The sequence below is a fragment of the Levilactobacillus humaensis genome (assembly GCF_024345185.1).
In the GTDB taxonomy this organism is placed as follows: Bacteria; Bacillota; Bacilli; order Lactobacillales; family Lactobacillaceae; genus Levilactobacillus; species Levilactobacillus humaensis.
This window is the reverse complement of record NZ_BROB01000005.1, coordinates 73470-89097: the sequence shown is the minus strand read 5'-3', so window position 1 is coordinate 89097 and position 15628 is coordinate 73470. Positions and strand designations below refer to the sequence as shown.

The 15628-nt window shown below is 50.5% G+C and carries 14 protein-coding genes; 3 read left to right on the top strand and 11 right to left on the bottom strand.

Annotated features, from left to right (window positions below; all coding sequences use genetic code 11):
* The first annotated feature begins 19 nt into the window (after positions 1 to 19).
* On the top strand, positions 20 to 616 hold the full coding sequence (locus OCU14_RS02770) for a hypothetical protein (protein ID WP_261809701.1): 597 nt from the start codon (positions 20 to 22) through the stop codon (positions 614 to 616).
* 45 nt (positions 617 to 661) lie between these two features.
* Here the strand turns inward: OCU14_RS02770 and OCU14_RS02765 are convergent, their stop codons facing one another.
* Positions 662 to 1492 (bottom strand): potassium channel family protein, encoded by an 831-nt coding sequence (locus OCU14_RS02765; RefSeq protein ID WP_261809700.1) that lies wholly within the window; start codon positions 1490 to 1492, stop codon positions 662 to 664.
* Positions 1493 to 1658: 166 nt separating this feature from the next.
* Positions 1659 to 2813: an ArgE/DapE family deacylase gene (locus tag OCU14_RS02760; RefSeq protein ID WP_261809699.1), complete on the bottom strand. Its 1155-nt coding sequence runs from the start codon at positions 2811 to 2813 to the stop codon at positions 1659 to 1661.
* A gap of 188 nt (positions 2814 to 3001) precedes the next feature.
* Here OCU14_RS02760 and OCU14_RS02755 point away from each other — a divergent pair, with 188 nt between their 5' ends.
* Both OCU14_RS02755 and OCU14_RS02750 read left to right on the top strand, forming a co-directional pair.
* A complete protein-coding gene (locus OCU14_RS02755; protein ID WP_261809698.1) occupies positions 3002 to 3514 on the top strand; it encodes a YbhB/YbcL family Raf kinase inhibitor-like protein in 513 nt (170 codons plus the stop codon).
* Between the two features lie 33 nt (positions 3515 to 3547).
* The gene (locus OCU14_RS02750) at positions 3548 to 4066 is read left to right on the top strand and encodes a universal stress protein (protein WP_373875065.1); all 519 of its coding nucleotides are present in this window, start codon (positions 3548 to 3550) and stop codon (positions 4064 to 4066) included.
* Positions 4067 to 4111: 45 nt separating this feature from the next.
* Here OCU14_RS02750 and OCU14_RS02745 read toward each other — a convergent pair whose 3' ends face one another.
* The 9 genes from OCU14_RS02745 to brnQ all read right to left on the bottom strand — a co-directional run bounded on the left by OCU14_RS02745 (position 4112) and on the right by brnQ (position 15614).
* On the bottom strand, positions 4112 to 4486 hold the full coding sequence (locus OCU14_RS02745; RefSeq protein ID WP_261809697.1) for an iron chaperone: 375 nt from the start codon (positions 4484 to 4486) through the stop codon (positions 4112 to 4114).
* 139 nt (positions 4487 to 4625) lie between these two features.
* Positions 4626 to 5996: a sugar porter family MFS transporter gene (locus tag OCU14_RS02740; protein WP_261809696.1), complete on the bottom strand. Its 1371-nt coding sequence runs from the start codon at positions 5994 to 5996 to the stop codon at positions 4626 to 4628.
* Positions 5997 to 6180: 184 nt separating this feature from the next.
* Positions 6181 to 7551 (bottom strand): sugar porter family MFS transporter, encoded by a 1371-nt coding sequence (locus OCU14_RS02735; RefSeq protein ID WP_261809695.1) that lies wholly within the window; start codon positions 7549 to 7551, stop codon positions 6181 to 6183.
* Between the two features lie 210 nt (positions 7552 to 7761).
* Positions 7762 to 9279, bottom strand: coding sequence for a xylulokinase (gene xylB, locus OCU14_RS02730; RefSeq protein WP_261809694.1), 1518 nt, complete (start codon positions 9277 to 9279; stop codon positions 7762 to 7764).
* A 93-nt stretch (positions 9280 to 9372) separates the two neighbouring features.
* Positions 9373 to 10728, bottom strand: a complete 1356-nt coding sequence (gene xylA / locus OCU14_RS02725) for a xylose isomerase (protein WP_261809693.1) — start codon at positions 10726 to 10728, stop codon at positions 9373 to 9375.
* A gap of 163 nt (positions 10729 to 10891) precedes the next feature.
* Positions 10892 to 12091 (bottom strand): ROK family transcriptional regulator, encoded by a 1200-nt coding sequence (locus OCU14_RS02720; protein ID WP_261809692.1) that lies wholly within the window; start codon positions 12089 to 12091, stop codon positions 10892 to 10894.
* Between the two features lie 275 nt (positions 12092 to 12366).
* Positions 12367 to 12786 carry an arsenate reductase (thioredoxin) gene (gene arsC, locus OCU14_RS02715; RefSeq protein WP_261809691.1) on the bottom strand — a complete coding sequence of 140 codons (420 nt, stop codon included), beginning with the start codon at positions 12784 to 12786 and terminating at the stop codon, positions 12367 to 12369.
* Between the two features lie 54 nt (positions 12787 to 12840).
* Complete coding sequence (locus OCU14_RS02710; RefSeq protein ID WP_261809690.1) at positions 12841 to 14175, bottom strand: replication-associated recombination protein A; 1335 nt, start codon at positions 14173 to 14175, stop codon at positions 12841 to 12843.
* Positions 14176 to 14231: 56 nt separating this feature from the next.
* Complete coding sequence (brnQ, locus tag OCU14_RS02705) at positions 14232 to 15614, bottom strand: branched-chain amino acid transport system II carrier protein (RefSeq protein ID WP_261809689.1); 1383 nt, start codon at positions 15612 to 15614, stop codon at positions 14232 to 14234.
* Between the last annotated feature and the right edge of the window lie 14 nt (positions 15615 to 15628).

The window sequence follows — 15628 nt, the reverse complement described above, 5'->3', positions numbered from 1 at the left end:
GGACATGGAGGTTTTTCAGTTGAACAACCAAGAACCAAAATCACGCGTACAACGGTATAACTTTAATCAGGACCCCGAACACCCTACGCGGCAGCGACGTAAGCGTCCCCGTCGTTGGTGGCCTTGGGTTATGACGCTAATCACACTGGCGATCGCCATTCTGTTAGTCCTGGCCATCTCGCATCATAATAATTCAACGTCGAACACTGCCGCTTCTTCCAGTGACAGCGCCTCGATCGCCGCTAAGTCGTCCTCCAACTCGGAGCAGACGGCCTACGACCACTTCAAAAAGAAGTATGATGCGTACAACGATAATGGCCTTACCGTCACTCAGAAACAAAAATTACAAAACATCATCAACGACGAATCAAACGACGCCGTTCAAGACCGCGAACAACAGCTCCTCGATCAAGCATCGACCAAATCGTCCGAAACCAGTTCCTCTAAGGAAAGTAGCGGATCGAATTCCTTCGATGACGTCCACACCTTCTCCTCGGTCGCCGATGCTCAAAACTGGGCACAGGCATCCAAGAATCAGTGGCTTCAAGCCGGCTACACGACGTATACGATTACGTCCGATGGGCAAGGTAACTACAATTTACAATTCGTTCATTAGAATCTAAAACGAGTCTAGGCAGTTGCTTAGACTCGTTTTTTTTAGTCACTCGTTGCTTATAGACTTCGCTGGTGTGGGTCGCTTCGTCGTGGCTATTTTCTTAGATTTCTTGGTTGTCGACCGTTTCTTCGTCTGCTTGTTCAGCCGGTTAACGGTCGTTTGCAGGCGATCAACCTTGGACGTGAGCGAACGAATCTCTCTCATCAGCTCGGCCATATCGTCCTGTTGCTGGGTATCTTCGCTCGCGGCCACTCGGGTGTTAACGAAATCGACAATGGTACTGGTCAATAACCCAATGAAGCCAACCCCACCAACCATCAGGATAGCCGCGATGATCTTCCCAAAGGCCGTCTGCGGGGTGACATCCCCGTACCCAACGGTTGTGGCGGTCGTAATCGCCCACCAGATAGAGTTAGCCAGTGACTGCTTCTCGGTCAGTGAGAAAAGGAATGCACTGACGACAATAATCGCCACACTAATTGAAAACAGATAAATAAATCCGGTTTTATAAACGAAGCGGTGAAAGGCCTTGGTCCACTTGCCAGAGATTCCCAGCCGCCAGAAGAGGTGATGGAACCGAATGATGCGGACCAGCCGACTCAGCCGAAAGAGAGCAAAGACCGGATGCATGGGAATAATTCCCAACAGATCGAAGGCCGCGTGAATCAGGAAGATCTTGCGATTTTTAGTGGTGATCAGCCGAACAAAGTAGTCGAGGGCAAAGACGACCAGCAAACCGTTGGCGATTTCCATTTCTAAAGTGTAGTTTCCAACTTTCAGAAGCAGGAACCCCAAGTTGCCAACTGACCAGAGCGTCAGAATCGTCACGACCCAATGATAGACAATCAGCCACTGATGACGTCGTTTCTTTTCCATATGAACCCCGCTCCCCATCAATGATTTAAAGATTAATATAAGCCGTTTCGACCGAATTGCCAAGGCTTCTGATCAATCTTAACCAGTTTGCTAATTTTAATGACCCAACTGAATCGTAAAGTCCCGCAACTTCTTCCAATTTGGAGAAGCTGCGGGATTTTTTAAATTAGCCTTGCAATTGGTCAAAGAACGCCGGCACTAGTTTTTCATAAACCGTGATCGCCTGTAAGTATTCGGTAATCGAGATGTATTCATCGGCCTGATGGGACGTATCACTCCCTGGCCCCATTTCAATACTGGTAAAGTCGGCCTTGGCCCGTAAGAACTCAGCCCCGTCGTTGGCGCCACCGGATCCCACCACGTGAGCCGGTTGTTGGCAGACCTCTTCACTGATCTGCTTGGCCAACTGAACCAGTGGTGCATTGGGATCACCCGGAATTGCCTCCTCAGGATAGCTGTAGGTGAGTTTAAGGTCGACCCCGTCCTGTTGATTCAATTTGGCAATCAGGCCCTCCAGCTCGTCGTAAATGACCTGATTAGGCGTGGCCGGAATTGTCCGCATGTTAGCCATCAGTTCGGCATGTGCCGGAATCGAATTAATCTGTTCCCCACCGGAAATCAGATCGACGTTGTGTAGCAGGTGCCCTAAGACCGGATCTTCCTCAGTATGCTTCGCCATCAGTGGTCCCACAGCGTTGTAGAACTGCATGAGGTTGTCGATGGCATTGATGCCCTTTTCTGGTTCGGCACTGTGACTGCTCTTACCAGTCGACACCACCTTGTAGTCGATCACGCCGCGTGCCGTATAGACCACCTGATTCAGGCCACTGGGTTCGGCAATCACCAGACCAGCAAGTTGGTCGGCATAGCCCGCGTCGGTCAGTGTAGCTGCGCCATATTCGCCAGTTTCTTCACCCACCGTAGCTAGGAGCCGGACGCTCCCTTTAAGTGGTGTTCCTTGCTCCAGAAATTCCAGCATAGCGATCGTAATGGCTGCCAAGCCACTCTTCATGTCGGAAGCGCCGCGACCAAAGAGCTGGTCACCAACAACCTCGCCCCCAAATGGATCGTGATGCCAGGCTGAAGTGTCACCGGGAGCCACAACATCCATGTGCCCACTCAACCCCAGCTGCGGTCCAGCACCACCGATCGTCACGACTAGATTGTCTCTGCCGGGGGCGTATGGGACCTTCTCCACCTGAGCCTGCGGATACGGTGCGAACAGGCCGGCTAGGTAATCTGCGACCTCGGTCTCGTGGTCATTGACCGAAGGAATCTGAATCAGGTGCTGTAAAATTTCAATCTTCTTCTGGGGTGTCATGCGCATCTTCCTTTCACTGGATCATCATGAATCTTAGGATACGCCATTTTATCCAAATAACAATATTATTTTGTAAATTTATGAGTTAAATACTAATAATACGTATTTTTATACATTATAAATGCATATTCGCGTCACTTTTCTCCCTGCGGTATAATGAAGATAAGTTTCATTTAGGAGGGATTCGGATGAAAATTACAGTACCAACCGAACAGGGCGGCTTCCTGGCTGCCGAATATAGTAAGCAGGCCACGGGATCTGACGTCCACGGCGGCGATCCCGTCAAGTCATTCCCGATCAGCCTCACGGATGTCCCAGCTGGCACCAAGACGCTGGCACTGAGCCTCGTCGATTTTGACGCCGTGCCCGTCTGTGGTTTTCCTTGGATTCACTGGGTTGCCGCTAACTTTCCGGGCACAACGCGTGAGATTCCGGCCGACGTGTCGCGGACTGATCAGATTGCCCACGTTCACGGCCGCAACAGCAATGCCGGCTCATTAGTTGGGAACACCGATCCACAAATTTTCCAGAACTACACAGGGCCCTTCCCACCCGATGCCGATCACGATTACACCCTGACCGTCTACGCCCTAGACCAGACACTCGATCTACCGGAAGGCTTCTGGCTAAATGATCTCATGCACCACGCAGCCGACCATACCCTAGCTACCGCCACGTTCACCTTACGTGGACGCGCCTAGCGGTCACTATCGACAATAGGAGGAGGGTTCACTATGGAAATTGAACACGATTATCAACGCATCTTGGTCCCGGTCGACGGTTCCGTTCAAGCCGAACTGGCTTTGAAGAAGGCTATCACCGTGGCCCAACAGAATCACGCCAAGATTGACCTACTCAACGTCCTCCGAATTAACCACTACGGTTTCTACGCCAGCGGCTCAATGCCGGGTGACGTCATTCATGAACTAGCAACCGATGCGACGTCCTACCTAACTTCATTGGTAGAGACGACCTCAGCTGCCACCGGCTTCAAGGATCTCAGCATTCACGTTCGTTTTGGAAATCCCAAAACGGTCATTGCCCACGAGTTCGTTCGCGACCATGGGAATGACTTGATCATGCTGGGTGCTACCGGGATGAGCGCCGTTGCCCGGATGGTCGAAGGTTCTGTCACGGCGTACGTCAGCCGGATGGCCGATATCGATGTCTTCGTCGTCCGTACCTCGGCGGCTGGCACCCCGGTCGATCCCAAAAAACTCGTCAAAAAAAATCAGGAACAACCAAAATTCTAAAAAAAGACCAGGAAGATCGGGCAGTTGCCCAGTCCTCCTGGTTATTTATTTACGCCAAAATGTCGTACAGTCGGCTTTGTCCGCAATGTTAAAGGCAATGATCTGGTGGAGCAAGTCATAATCGACGTCCTGCGTCCACTTGATCCGGCCAAACTTCTTACCTGGATTGTAGTTGTCAGCAGCAATCTCCGTGGCGAAGTGTTCCATGACCGCGCCCTCTGGCGCAAAGGCCATGTGGGGTTTGGCCACACTGAAGCCAATAATGAAGGTGCCGTGATCGGTGAACATCGGCTGATTCCAAGCATACCGCTGTTCCAGCTGTGGAAATTCAGCCTGAACCCATTCCAATACGTGCCGCATCCGTGCTTGATGGTCTGGGTTCTCAATCTTATCAACGAATTCTTCGAAATCTTGAATCATGTGAACACCCCTTAACGATTTTTGAACTTGATGGTTCTTAGTATAGCACGGTGTACAGAGAGTTACCCTACCAAAACATTTGACTCTTCAGACAGCAAAAGAGCCGTCCTCACAGGAACGACCCCAAAGTTTAAAACGGTTATTTAGTTGCTAAGTCTACGGCTTCGTCACCGGCCTTGGCCCGTAACGTGGCTTCGATATCTTCCAATGAACGGTTCCGCGTCTCGAAGACCTTCTTCTGAACGAACCAGATGGAAACGAAACATAAGACACCGTAACCAATGAAGAGACTCCCAGTCCCAAAGAAATCTAACAATGATGGGAACGTCAGTGAAACAATCATGTTTGCCGTCCAGTTAATCACGGAAGCAAAGGAGTTCCCCAATCCTCGAATATTCAGTGGGAAGACTTCCCCAATCATGACCCACATCACAGGACCCCAAGTTGCGGAAAAGAACGCGATGTAGATGGTTAAGGCAATCACAGAGATAATGGCCGCCAGTTGTGACCCACCGGAGAATTTCATGCCGAAACTCATGACGAATAAGGAAATTCCCATCCCCACGGCCCCAATATTCAACATTTTCTTGCGGTCAATTTTATCCATGATAGATACGGCAACTGCCGTGACAATCACGTTGAAGATCCCGATACCAATGTGGGCCAAGAGCGCCGCACTGACACCAAAACCAACATCAGTGAAAATAGTTGGTGCGTAGTAGAGCACCGTGTTACACCCCATAACCTGTTGGAAGATCGCCAAACCAACCCCGATAATCAGGGAAGGCCGAGCCATTTTACCAAAGAGTTCGGACCAACCCCCACTGACAACTTGCGCTTGTGATTGAATTTGTTCGACCTCTCGGTTCACAACCGCCGTGTCATGTTTGTTCATGGTATCAAGAACGGCGCGGGCTTCATCAAGGCGACCCGTTCGAACTAAGAAACGGGGACTTTCTGGTAGGATCAACCCACCAAAGAAAAGCAAGGCTGCGGGAACTGCGGCAAAACCGAGCATCCAACGCCATCCGGTGTAAATGCCGGCGAACCCATAGTTCGTGATGTAGGCTAACAGAATCCCTGTCATCACCATCAATTGAAACAGACTGGCAACGGTACCCCGCTTATCGGCAGGTGCCAATTCAGCTAAGTAAGTTGGGATTAAGGCCGATGCGGCCCCCACTGCCATCCCGAGAATGACTCGTGAGACAATCAGCGTCCAGAACTCCGGCGAGAAGGCTGAACCCAAGGCACCGATGAAGAAGATGACAGCTGACAGTAAGAGTAGTTTACGACGCCCATATTTATCAGATGATGGCCCAATAATTGCAGCTCCTAGAATGGCGCCCAGTAGAACGGCACTCACAACCCATCCTTGTTGCCATGAGCCCAGGTGCATTTGCTTCTGAATAAAGAGGATGGCTCCTGAAATAACCCCAGTGTCATACCCAAAGAGCAACCCACCTAGGGCGCCGAAGAAGTAAACAAATCCCGTTGAAACTTTTCGCATTTTCTGACTTCCTTTTACCGGTTCATCGCCGTAGATTTTTTGAAGTTTTTGTAAGTTGGCTAGTTATTAGGTTAGTTGATTGTCACAACCAACCATGATATTAGAATAACACTTTCCTCAAATTATTGGAAGCGTTTTCCAAAATAAAAAGGCCGAGAATATTCTCGGCCTTGAAAAATTCATTTTATTCTGTGGCACTAACGGCGGCTGGTTCACCAGCCTTGCTCCGTAATGTTGCTTCAATTTCTTCCAGGGAACGGTTCCGTGTTTCGAAAACCTTCTTCTGAACGAACCAAATGGCAACGAAACAGAGGACCCCATAACCAATGAAAAGACTTCCAGTTCCGAAGAAGTTCAATAATGCTGGGAAGGTCAGAGAAACCACCATGTTCGCCGTCCAGTTAATCACGGACGCAAAGGAGTTCCCCAATCCGCGAATATTTAATGGGAAAACTTCCCCAATCATGACCCACATCACAGGACCCCAAGTAGCGGAGAAGAAGGCAATGTAGATCGTCAAGGCAACCACAGAGATAATCGCCGCTGCCTGTGACCCACCGGAGAACTTCATCCCGGCACTCATAACGAACAGCGAAATCCCCATCCCGACGGACCCAATATTTAGCATCTTCTTCCGGTCGACCTTGTCCATAATCATCACGGCAATGGCCGTCACAATCACGTTAAAGACCCCGATACCAATGTGTGCAAGTAACGCCGCGTTGACTCCGAAACCAACATCGGTAAAGATCGTTGGTGCGTAATACAACACCGTGTTACACCCCATCACTTGCTGGAAAATGGCTAACCCAATCCCGATTGTCAGGGATGGTCGTACCATCTTACCGAAGAGCTCACTCCAACCGCCACTCTTCATCTGAGCCTGTTCCTGAATCTGATTTAGTTCGGCTTCAACGGCCGCTGTATCATGCTTGTTCATGGTATCCAAGACCGCTTTGGCCTGGTCGACATGCCCAGTCTTCACTAAGAAACGTGGACTTTCGGGTAAAATTAATCCCCCCAAGAACAGCAATGCGGCAGGAATTGCGGCGAATCCTAACATCCAACGCCACCCGGTGTAAATGTCAGCCCAGGCATAGTTAGTGATGTAGGCTAATAGAATCCCGGTCATCACCATTAGTTGAAACAGACTGGATACCGTCCCCCGCTTGTCGGCAGGTGACAATTCTGCGAGATAGGTTGGAATTAAAGCGGAAGCCGCCCCAACTGCCATCCCTAGGACCACTCGAGAAATGATGAGTGTCCAGAACTCTGGCGCCATCCCGGAACCTAATGCCCCGACAAAGAAAATAATGGCTGATAACAAGAGGAGCTTCCGCCGCCCATATTTATCAGAGGAAGGCCCAATAATGGCGGCCCCTAGAATGGCGCCCAGTAGAACGGCACTGACGACCCATCCCTGTTGCCAAGAACCCAGGTGCATCTGCTTTTGAATAAACAAGATGGCACCAGAGATAACCCCAGTATCATAACCAAAGAGTAATCCCCCAAGGGCTCCGAAAAAATAAACAAATCCGGTCGAAACTTTACGCATAGATATCGCTCCTTATACGGCTCACGCCATAGATTCTAAAAAGTGCAGTATGTGGAAGTTGTACTGAATTGTAAGTTGGTTAAATCGTACGTTGGTTGAGCTGGACAACCAACCATGACGATAGCATAACATGATCATTTTAATAATGGAAGCGTTTTCTATAAATCTTCTAAAAAAACTCGGATCACCCGAGTTTTCTGTAAACGCATCTTAAAGAGACGTTAATTCTGTCCGCCGGTAATCCAACAACTGGGCACTGATCGCCTTCGTTTGTTGGTAAACCTGGCTGTAAATGGCGTGCATCTTGGCATACTTCGCAACGTTCTCAGGGTTTGGTTCGTAAGCCTTCCCAAAATGAACGAAGGTTTCAGCACAATCCTGAAGCGAGTCGAACCAGCCCAGACCGGTAGCCGCAATCATGGCGGCACCCATCCCGGGGCCCTGTTCGTTCTTCAGACTGACCACCTTGCGATTGAAGATATCCGCCTGGATCTGTAGCCAGAGAGGGCTCTTCGCCCCACCACCAATGGAAACGACCGTATCGAAGTCACCACCGTTCTCCTCGTAAATATCAAAGAGATCCTTAAAGGAATAGACAATGCCCTCTAAAACGGCTCTGACGAAGTCGTAGCGCTGATGGGTCCCATCGATCCCGGTAAAGCTTCCCCGGATGTCAGCGTCCGCGTAAGGGGCCCGTTCGCCGACAATGTACGGGGTGTACAGCAAGCCATTGGCGCCGACCGTCGATTTACCCGCACTTGCCACCACGTCCGTAAAGTCCTCGGCCGGGGCGAAGGTCTTCTTGAACCAACTCAACGAATAGCCCGCGGCCAGTGTTACACCCATTGAGTAGTACTTATTGGGAATGGCATGATCTTCGAATTGAACCACACCGTGATAGTTCACGTCGGCGTTGTCTTCATACTTTAAGACCACCCCGGACGTCCCGATGCTGGATAACACCATATTCGGGTGCAGAATTCCCGCACCAACAGCACCAGCAGCATTGTCAGCCGCCCCACCATAAATTTTGGTGGCTGTGGTCAGACCGGAGAACTCGGCATAGGCTGGTGTGACCGTTCCAGCGAAGTCAATCGACTGGATCAGTGGTGGACAGAGACTCAGTGGAATATCAAAGGCTTCGCAGACCTCCTGACTCCAAACGCCCTTGGCCACGTCCAATAACACCGTCCCGGTCGCGTCGGAGTAATCCATCGCCAGATTGCCCGTCATGCGGTAACGCACATAGTCTTTGGGTAAGACAAAGGTCTTGGCCTTCGACCAGATCTCGGGCTCGTTTTCCTTCACCCACAGCAACTTCGTCAGCGTGAATCCTTCTAACGGTTGGTTACGGGTGATGTCGACAAACCGGTCGCCCATCTTGGCTTCGATCTCTTCTCGTTGTGGCGTGCTCCGCGTATCGTTCCAGAGAATTGACGGCCGTAAGACCTTGTTATTTTCATCGAGCAGAACCAGCCCATGCATTTGGCCGGAGAAGCTCAGGCCCTCGATATCTTCGGCAGCCAGGTGATCATTTAGGATCAACCGGACAATGGCCACGGTCGTGCCAGATACCCAATCTTCGGGATTCTGCTCGTTGTAACCAGGTTGTTTCTGAATTAAGTCATAGTCGAAGCTTTCCTGCGCGACGATCTGTCCCGCATGGTCGACGGCCGAGACCTTAACGGCACTGGTTCCTAGGTCGACGCCAAGTACGTACTTACCCATCGGTTATTCCTCCTCAGTCGGCGGGCCTTCCCGCCTAGTCATGATTCACAAAAGAGGCGAACGAACTCTCGTCCGTCCGCCTCTTATGACGCATTATTTGCTTAACGTTTCAACGATGTAATGGTTAATCGTATCCTTAACTTGTTCCAAGTGATCGGAGTGCGTTGCACCAACCAAGTCAGCTTGGGTCTTGTCCAAGGAGTAGTCTTCCAAACTCTTCAAGTCGGCCTTGCCGCTTTCGATATCGGCACCGATACCAGACTTGTATGAACTGTAACGGTCAGCCTTCAAGTTATCCAGGAAGCCATCTTCCTTCATAGCCGCTGCGATCCGCAAGCCGGCAGCAAAGCTGTCCATACCCACGATGTGGCTTCTGAAGAGGTCATTGGCTTCAAAGGATGAACGACGAGGCTTCGCATCAAAGTTTAACCCACCACGAGGTCCGATACCACCATTTTCGATAACTTCGTACATTGCGGCCGTAGTTTCGTACAAGTTTGATGGGAATTCATCGATATCCCAACCGATTAACTTGTCCCCTTGGTTGGCATCCAAGGAACCGAGTAAACCAGCTTCACGGGCAACGCGAATTTCATGTTGGTAAGTGTGACCAGCCAAGTTGGCGTGGTTTCCTTCCAAGTTCAACTTGAAGTCCTTGTCCAGATCGTATTCCTTCATGAAGGCGATCGTGGTTGCGGCATCAAAGTCGTATTGGTGAGTCGTTGGTTCCTTAGGCTTTGGTTCTAACATCATCTGGGCATCGAAGCCGATTTCGTTAGCGTAGTCCTTAGCCAAGTGGAACAACTTAGCGGCATGTTCTTGTTCTTGCTTCATGTTCGTGTTCCAAAGTGATTCGTAACCTTCACGACCACCCCAGAAGACATAGTTTTCGGAACCGACACGCTTACCGATTTCCAAACTGTGCTTGAGTTGTGCGGCACTGTAAGCAAAGACATCAGCGAATGGTGACGTTGCGGCACCATCGACGAAACGAGGGTTGGAGAACATGTTAGACGTGTTCCAGAGAACCTTCATCCCAGTTGTTTTTTGATATTCAACGATCTTGTCAACCACTTTATCGAGGTTGGCGTTGGTTTGACGTAACGTGTCACCTTCAGGGGCTAAGTCCCGGTCATGGAAACAAAGGTAATCGACACCCAATTTGTCATAAAATTCAAAGGCAGCATCCACCTTAGCCAAGGCTAAGTCCATTGGATCTGTGTAGTTATCGTATGGCCGTTGTGCGGTCCCATCACCAAATGGGTCCACTAAACGTTGGTCGAAGGTGTGCCAGTAGGCAACAGAGAACCGTAACCAGTCCTTCATCTTCTTGCCAGCAATCACTTCTTCAGGATTATAGTATTGAAATCCAAAGCTTGACTTCTTATCTTGATGACCGACGTATTGGATCTTGTCGATCCCATTCCAGTAATTTGTTTTCGTATCCATAATTTATTAAACCCTCCTGGTTAGTTCGTTGCGACAACCAACTTACAAGATTCATTATACAGAGTTGTTTTTGTTTTGCAAGCGTTTTCTCGAAAGTCTTTTATCTTTTGGATCAAAAAAGATCTGAGAATAAGCTCTCAGACCTTTCGTTAAGCAAGTTTCGTTAGTCACTTTCAGTTTGTTCTTCGGTTGGTTGGGTGAAGTTCAGTTCATAGCCATCCAGTTCCAATACGCGATGTGTAATGAGAGAACAGCCACCCAGCACCGTGGCCAGTCGCGCATTAGGTGTGATCGCAATGCTCAAATCATTTGCCGCCAATTGTTGATACGTGGCTTTAATGGATGCCAGTAAGGCTGGCAGCTCCTCTACTAATGGTGAGTTTAAGTAAAAAGCATCTGGATCCAGGGTCCGCATTGTATTGTAAATGAGCCCGGCAATTGCTGTGGTAAAGGATCTTAGAATCTCCGTCGTTTCCGGGTCACCAGCCTGGTAGAGCTTGACGATCGCTTGGCGATTAAGATCCTTGAGTCCCTTCCGTTCTTCAACTTGACGGATAACAGCATCCTCGGAACTCACGTCTTCAGCATGTACCGGGTGTGGGTTGCCGGCGCCGTCCATCTGGATGCTAGCCACCGATCGCCCAATTTCACCCGCGTCCCCGTGCTCGCCACGAAAGAGATCGCGATGCAGGATGATTCCGGCCCCAATCCCACTGTGAATACTGATTGTAACCGCGCTATTTAAGTGCCGGGCGCCGTTGAAGTCCCGTTCGTAGATCGCCGAGAGGTTCGCTTCGTTTTCCAGAATCACCGGAACCTGATAGGCCGTCCCAAAGACTTGTTCCAAGTCAACGCCATCCATCTCAATAAATGGAGACGTCTTGACTTGGTTATCATTCACAATCCCGTGAATGGAGAAACAGATTCCCAACAGACCGTGACTCGTCTTATCGTCGTGTTGGACCTGTCCAATGTATTGATTAATTTGATCAACCATTTCATGGATGGTTTTTCCCTGCGTCTTGATACGATCGTACTGGCGAACGTGACCATCAATCCCAGTAACCAAGGCATGCAAATGGCGATACCCCAGATCAAACGTCAACGTATAGCCGTAATTCCGATTGATTTCGATTAAGGTTGGCTTACGTCCCCCAGCCGTCGACGCTTCCCCCAAACCTAATTCTGTGAGGTAACCCTCCGCCATTAAGGTGTTATAGAGTGAAGAGACTGTCGACTTGTTCAAATGCAATTGGTGCGAGATCTCAATCCGTGAGGTGGGATGATTGTTGAAAATTTGCTGTAACACGAGCCTTAAATTTTGATCATGTAATTGATTCCGATTCATGCTGCGTTGAACCATCCAATCACTCCTAAATAGTCATCTTAATTGAGACGTTTGTTCTTCACTTAAAGTGAGAACCGGATTCCCAAACCAACTGGTCGCCACGACTAGCTATGCCTAGCCAGCCTTTAGTCGACCTCAGATCGATCTCATATTGGTTTAATGAACCAACTAACATCAGTATCCCCTATAAATGAAAAGAATTCAACCACTTATTCAATCTTTTTGAAGCGTTTGCAAAAACTTTTCGTCAAAAAAAAGGAAGTCCCCATTAATGAGACTCCCTGAAAGACTTATCTTGTTTGCAATTCGTTAACCAGGTCGGCAACCCGCTGTTGAATCTCGTCGCGGACTTCACGGAAAACCACTAAGCGTTCAGCTTCACTCCCAGTCGCTTGCGCGGGATCGATGAATGGCCAGTGACGACGTTCCACAGATGGTGGCGTCATGGGACACTTGTCCCGGGCATCCCCACAGAGGGTCACGACGACATCGCTGCTCAGCAGGTATTCACCGTCAATTAACTTCGATTCCTGCTGACTGATATCAATGTTCTTTTCGGCCATGACTTTCACGGCCAGTGGATTCAAACCGTGAACTTCGACACCGGCACTGGCAACCTGCCAGTCCTTGGGCGCGAACGCCCGGGCAAGGCCCTCAGCCATTTGGCTGCGGCAGGAATTTCCGGTACAGAGAAAATAGAGTTGGGTCATGTTAAGATGCCTCACTTTCGGCTTTCGCCAGTCTTTAGTTGTTGTCGCTAATGGCTACGCGTGATCCGTCTGATCGTTGGCGTGCTCTTGACGCCAGTTCTTCACGTAATCCAGCCGTTTCTTGAAGAGACCTTCACGTCCCTGATCGGTGGGATCGTAGTACGTGTGCCCCACCAGATCGTCGGGAAGGGTCTGCATCGTGGTTAACTTATCCTTGGTATCATGGGCATACTGGTAATCCTTGCCGTAATCCAGATCCTTCATGAGCTTCGTTGGCGCATTGCGGATCTGCAGGGGAACGGGCTCGTCGCGTGTCTCCTGGACGTCCTTCTTGGCCGCTAGCCGCGCCTTATAAATGGCATTCGACTTGGGTGCCAACGATAGATAGGTCACGGCCTCGGTCAGGTGAACGTCACACTCTGGCATCCCCAGAAATTGGCAAGCCTGAAAGACATTCACGGCCACGTTCAAGGCATTGGTGTCGGCCAACCCAATATCTTCACTGGCAAAGCGAACCAGTCGCCGCGCGATATACAGCGGGTCCTCCCCACCTTCCAGCATCCGCGACATCCAGTAGATGGCCGCATCCGGATCACTGTTACGCATCGACTTATGCAGCGCGGAGATAATGTTGTAGTGTTCCTCACCCGACTTGTCATACAGCACGAACTTCTGGTTGATGAGCTGTTTCAGGTCGTCCATCGTCACCGTTACCTTGTCGCCTTGCTTATCACCGTTTAGGACCGCCATTTCCAGCGTATTTAACGCTGAGCGGGCATCCCCGTTGGCAAACTCCGCGATGGCGCGAATCTCATCGTCACCAATCGTGACCTGCCCCTTAAACCCAGCCGGATTGGCCAAGGCATTCTTCAAGAGCTGTTCAACATCGGCGGTTTGAAGTCCCTTGAGCACAAAGACCTTACACCGGGACAACAAGGCGGAATTAATTTCAAATGACGGATTCTCGGTCGTGGCCCCAATCAGCACAATACTCCCCCGCTCAACGTAGGGCAGGAAGGCATCCTGTTGGGCCTTGTTAAACCGGTGGATTTCATCGACGAAGACGATCGTCTTTTCCCCCACCGAGAGGTCACTGGCCGCCTGTTTCATAATCTTTTTAATCTGACTAATGCCACTGTTAACAGCACTAAACTGTAGAAATTTAGCCTGCGTCTGCCGGGCAATAATCTCGGCCAACGTTGTCTTGCCGACACCTGGCGGGCCCCAGAAAATCATCGACGAGACCTGGTCGTTTTCAATTAACTCGCGGAGAATCTTGCCGGGACCCAGCAGGTGGGTCTGCCCAACAAATTCCGCCAATGACCGCGGGCGTACCCGACTGGCCAACGGCGACTGTTGCTGATTTGCAAATAGAGATTCCTGCTCCACGAGACTCACCACCCTTTTAGGTCAATGATAACCCGTTTAGCTTGCGAAAAAAAGCGTTAGCGATCCTGATCCGGTGCCGTCATGGGTTCCAACGCCCACCGTAGCCGACCCCAGGCGATGCCTAAGGCAAATCCCAGGAAGGTCGGCACTAGCCAGCCTAACCCAAGACTGGCAAATGGTACGACTGAATGGTAAACGGCCAAGGCGGCGTGGACCGGCGCCAACTGTGTCACGACGGCCGGAGCACTGTTGAGCATGTCCAGAACGGCCGGCACGACCGTAAAGGCAATCGTGAGTTTGTAGACGATGCCGGCGTACGGCCGATTAGCCACGGTCAAGGCGACCAAAATCAGGGCTAAAGACAATGGATAAAGGAGCATCAACACCGGTAAGGACCAGGCAATGATGGTATCGAGACCGGCGTTAGCGACCAGGAAAGAAACCAGCGTCGTGACCCGTAACCAAGCGAGATAGCTGACCCGCGGAAAGAGTTTGTGGAAGTCCTGGGCAAACGACGTGACCAACCCCAGCGCCGTGGTGAAGACGCCCAGGGTCACCAAGACCCCGAGAAATAGCGTGCCAAAATTACTAAAGTAGTGCCCGACAATCTGCGACAGGGCCACCCCACCATTAGCGGATAGGCTGAGGCGACTGAGGCTGAAGGCCCCCAGTAATACCAAGCCGAAGTAGATGAGGATCTCTAGGCCAATACTCAAGGCCCCTGCCTGAGCAGTCAACTTGGTAAGCTCACGGTCATGATAGCCCAGTCCCCGAACGGCGTGGACAAAGGTCACACTCAGCGCCAACAATGCCACAGCATCGACAGTGTTGTAGCCCTCGAGGAAGCCGTGAACCGTCGCATGCGTTTGATAGGTCAGCGTGGCGGCGTGTTGGAGGTTCCCCATTGGATTGAGAAAGGCCACGACGAAGATGACCGCCAGCATTAGCAGGAAGCCAGCATTGAGGTACTTTCCTACGACCTTTACCAGATTATTCTGGTGCGTGGCCAGAATATAGGCAGCGCCGAAGAAGAGGGCCGTGAAAATTAGCATCCCCACCGTATTGAAACGGGTGGGTAGAAAGGGCTGAACCGCCATCTCATAGGCCGTGGCCGCCGTCCTGGGGGTCCCGAAGAATGGTCCGATGGTCAGGTGAACCAGAACTAGGAAGAGGGCGGCGTAATGCCGACCCACGGGTTTAGCGAGGTCGAAGAGGCCATCACTCTTAGTCACCACCACCGCCAAAATTGCCAATAGCGGAAATAGTGAGCCAGAAATGGCAAATCCTAACGCCGCTAAGAACCAGTTGTGCCCGGCCATTTGCCCGAGATGTACTGGGAAAATTAAGTTACCAGACCCAAAGAACATGCCAAAAATCAGGGAACTCACCACGAATAATTGACCCCAACTTTTCTTGGGGGTGACGTCTGCATTTTCCATATTGATGCCTCCAT

Excerpts from the sequence above, each read along its gene's own strand:
- OCU14_RS02765 (WP_261809700.1), bottom strand. The coding sequence starts at position 1,492 with ATGGAAAAGAAACGACGTCATCAGTGGCTGATTGTCTATCATTGGGTC.
- OCU14_RS02760 (WP_261809699.1), bottom strand. The coding sequence starts at position 2,813 with ATGACACCCCAGAAGAAGATTGAAATTTTACAGCACCTGATTCAGATT.
- OCU14_RS02755 (WP_261809698.1), top strand. The coding sequence starts at position 3,002 with ATGAAAATTACAGTACCAACCGAACAGGGCGGCTTCCTGGCTGCCGAA.
- OCU14_RS02750 (WP_373875065.1), top strand. The coding sequence starts at position 3,548 with ATGGAAATTGAACACGATTATCAACGCATCTTGGTCCCGGTCGACGGT.
- OCU14_RS02745 (WP_261809697.1), bottom strand. The coding sequence starts at position 4,486 with ATGATTCAAGATTTCGAAGAATTCGTTGATAAGATTGAGAACCCAGAC.
- OCU14_RS02740 (WP_261809696.1), bottom strand. The coding sequence starts at position 5,996 with ATGCGAAAAGTTTCAACGGGATTTGTTTACTTCTTCGGCGCCCTAGGT.
- OCU14_RS02735 (WP_261809695.1), bottom strand. The coding sequence starts at position 7,551 with ATGCGTAAAGTTTCGACCGGATTTGTTTATTTTTTCGGAGCCCTTGGG.
- xylB (WP_261809694.1), bottom strand. The coding sequence starts at position 9,279 with ATGGGTAAGTACGTACTTGGCGTCGACCTAGGAACCAGTGCCGTTAAG.
- xylA (WP_261809693.1), bottom strand. The coding sequence starts at position 10,728 with ATGGATACGAAAACAAATTACTGGAATGGGATCGACAAGATCCAATAC.
- OCU14_RS02720 (WP_261809692.1), bottom strand. The coding sequence starts at position 12,091 with ATGGTTCAACGCAGCATGAATCGGAATCAATTACATGATCAAAATTTA.
- arsC (WP_261809691.1), bottom strand. The coding sequence starts at position 12,786 with ATGACCCAACTCTATTTTCTCTGTACCGGAAATTCCTGCCGCAGCCAA.
- brnQ (WP_261809689.1), bottom strand. The coding sequence starts at position 15,614 with ATGGAAAATGCAGACGTCACCCCCAAGAAAAGTTGGGGTCAATTATTC.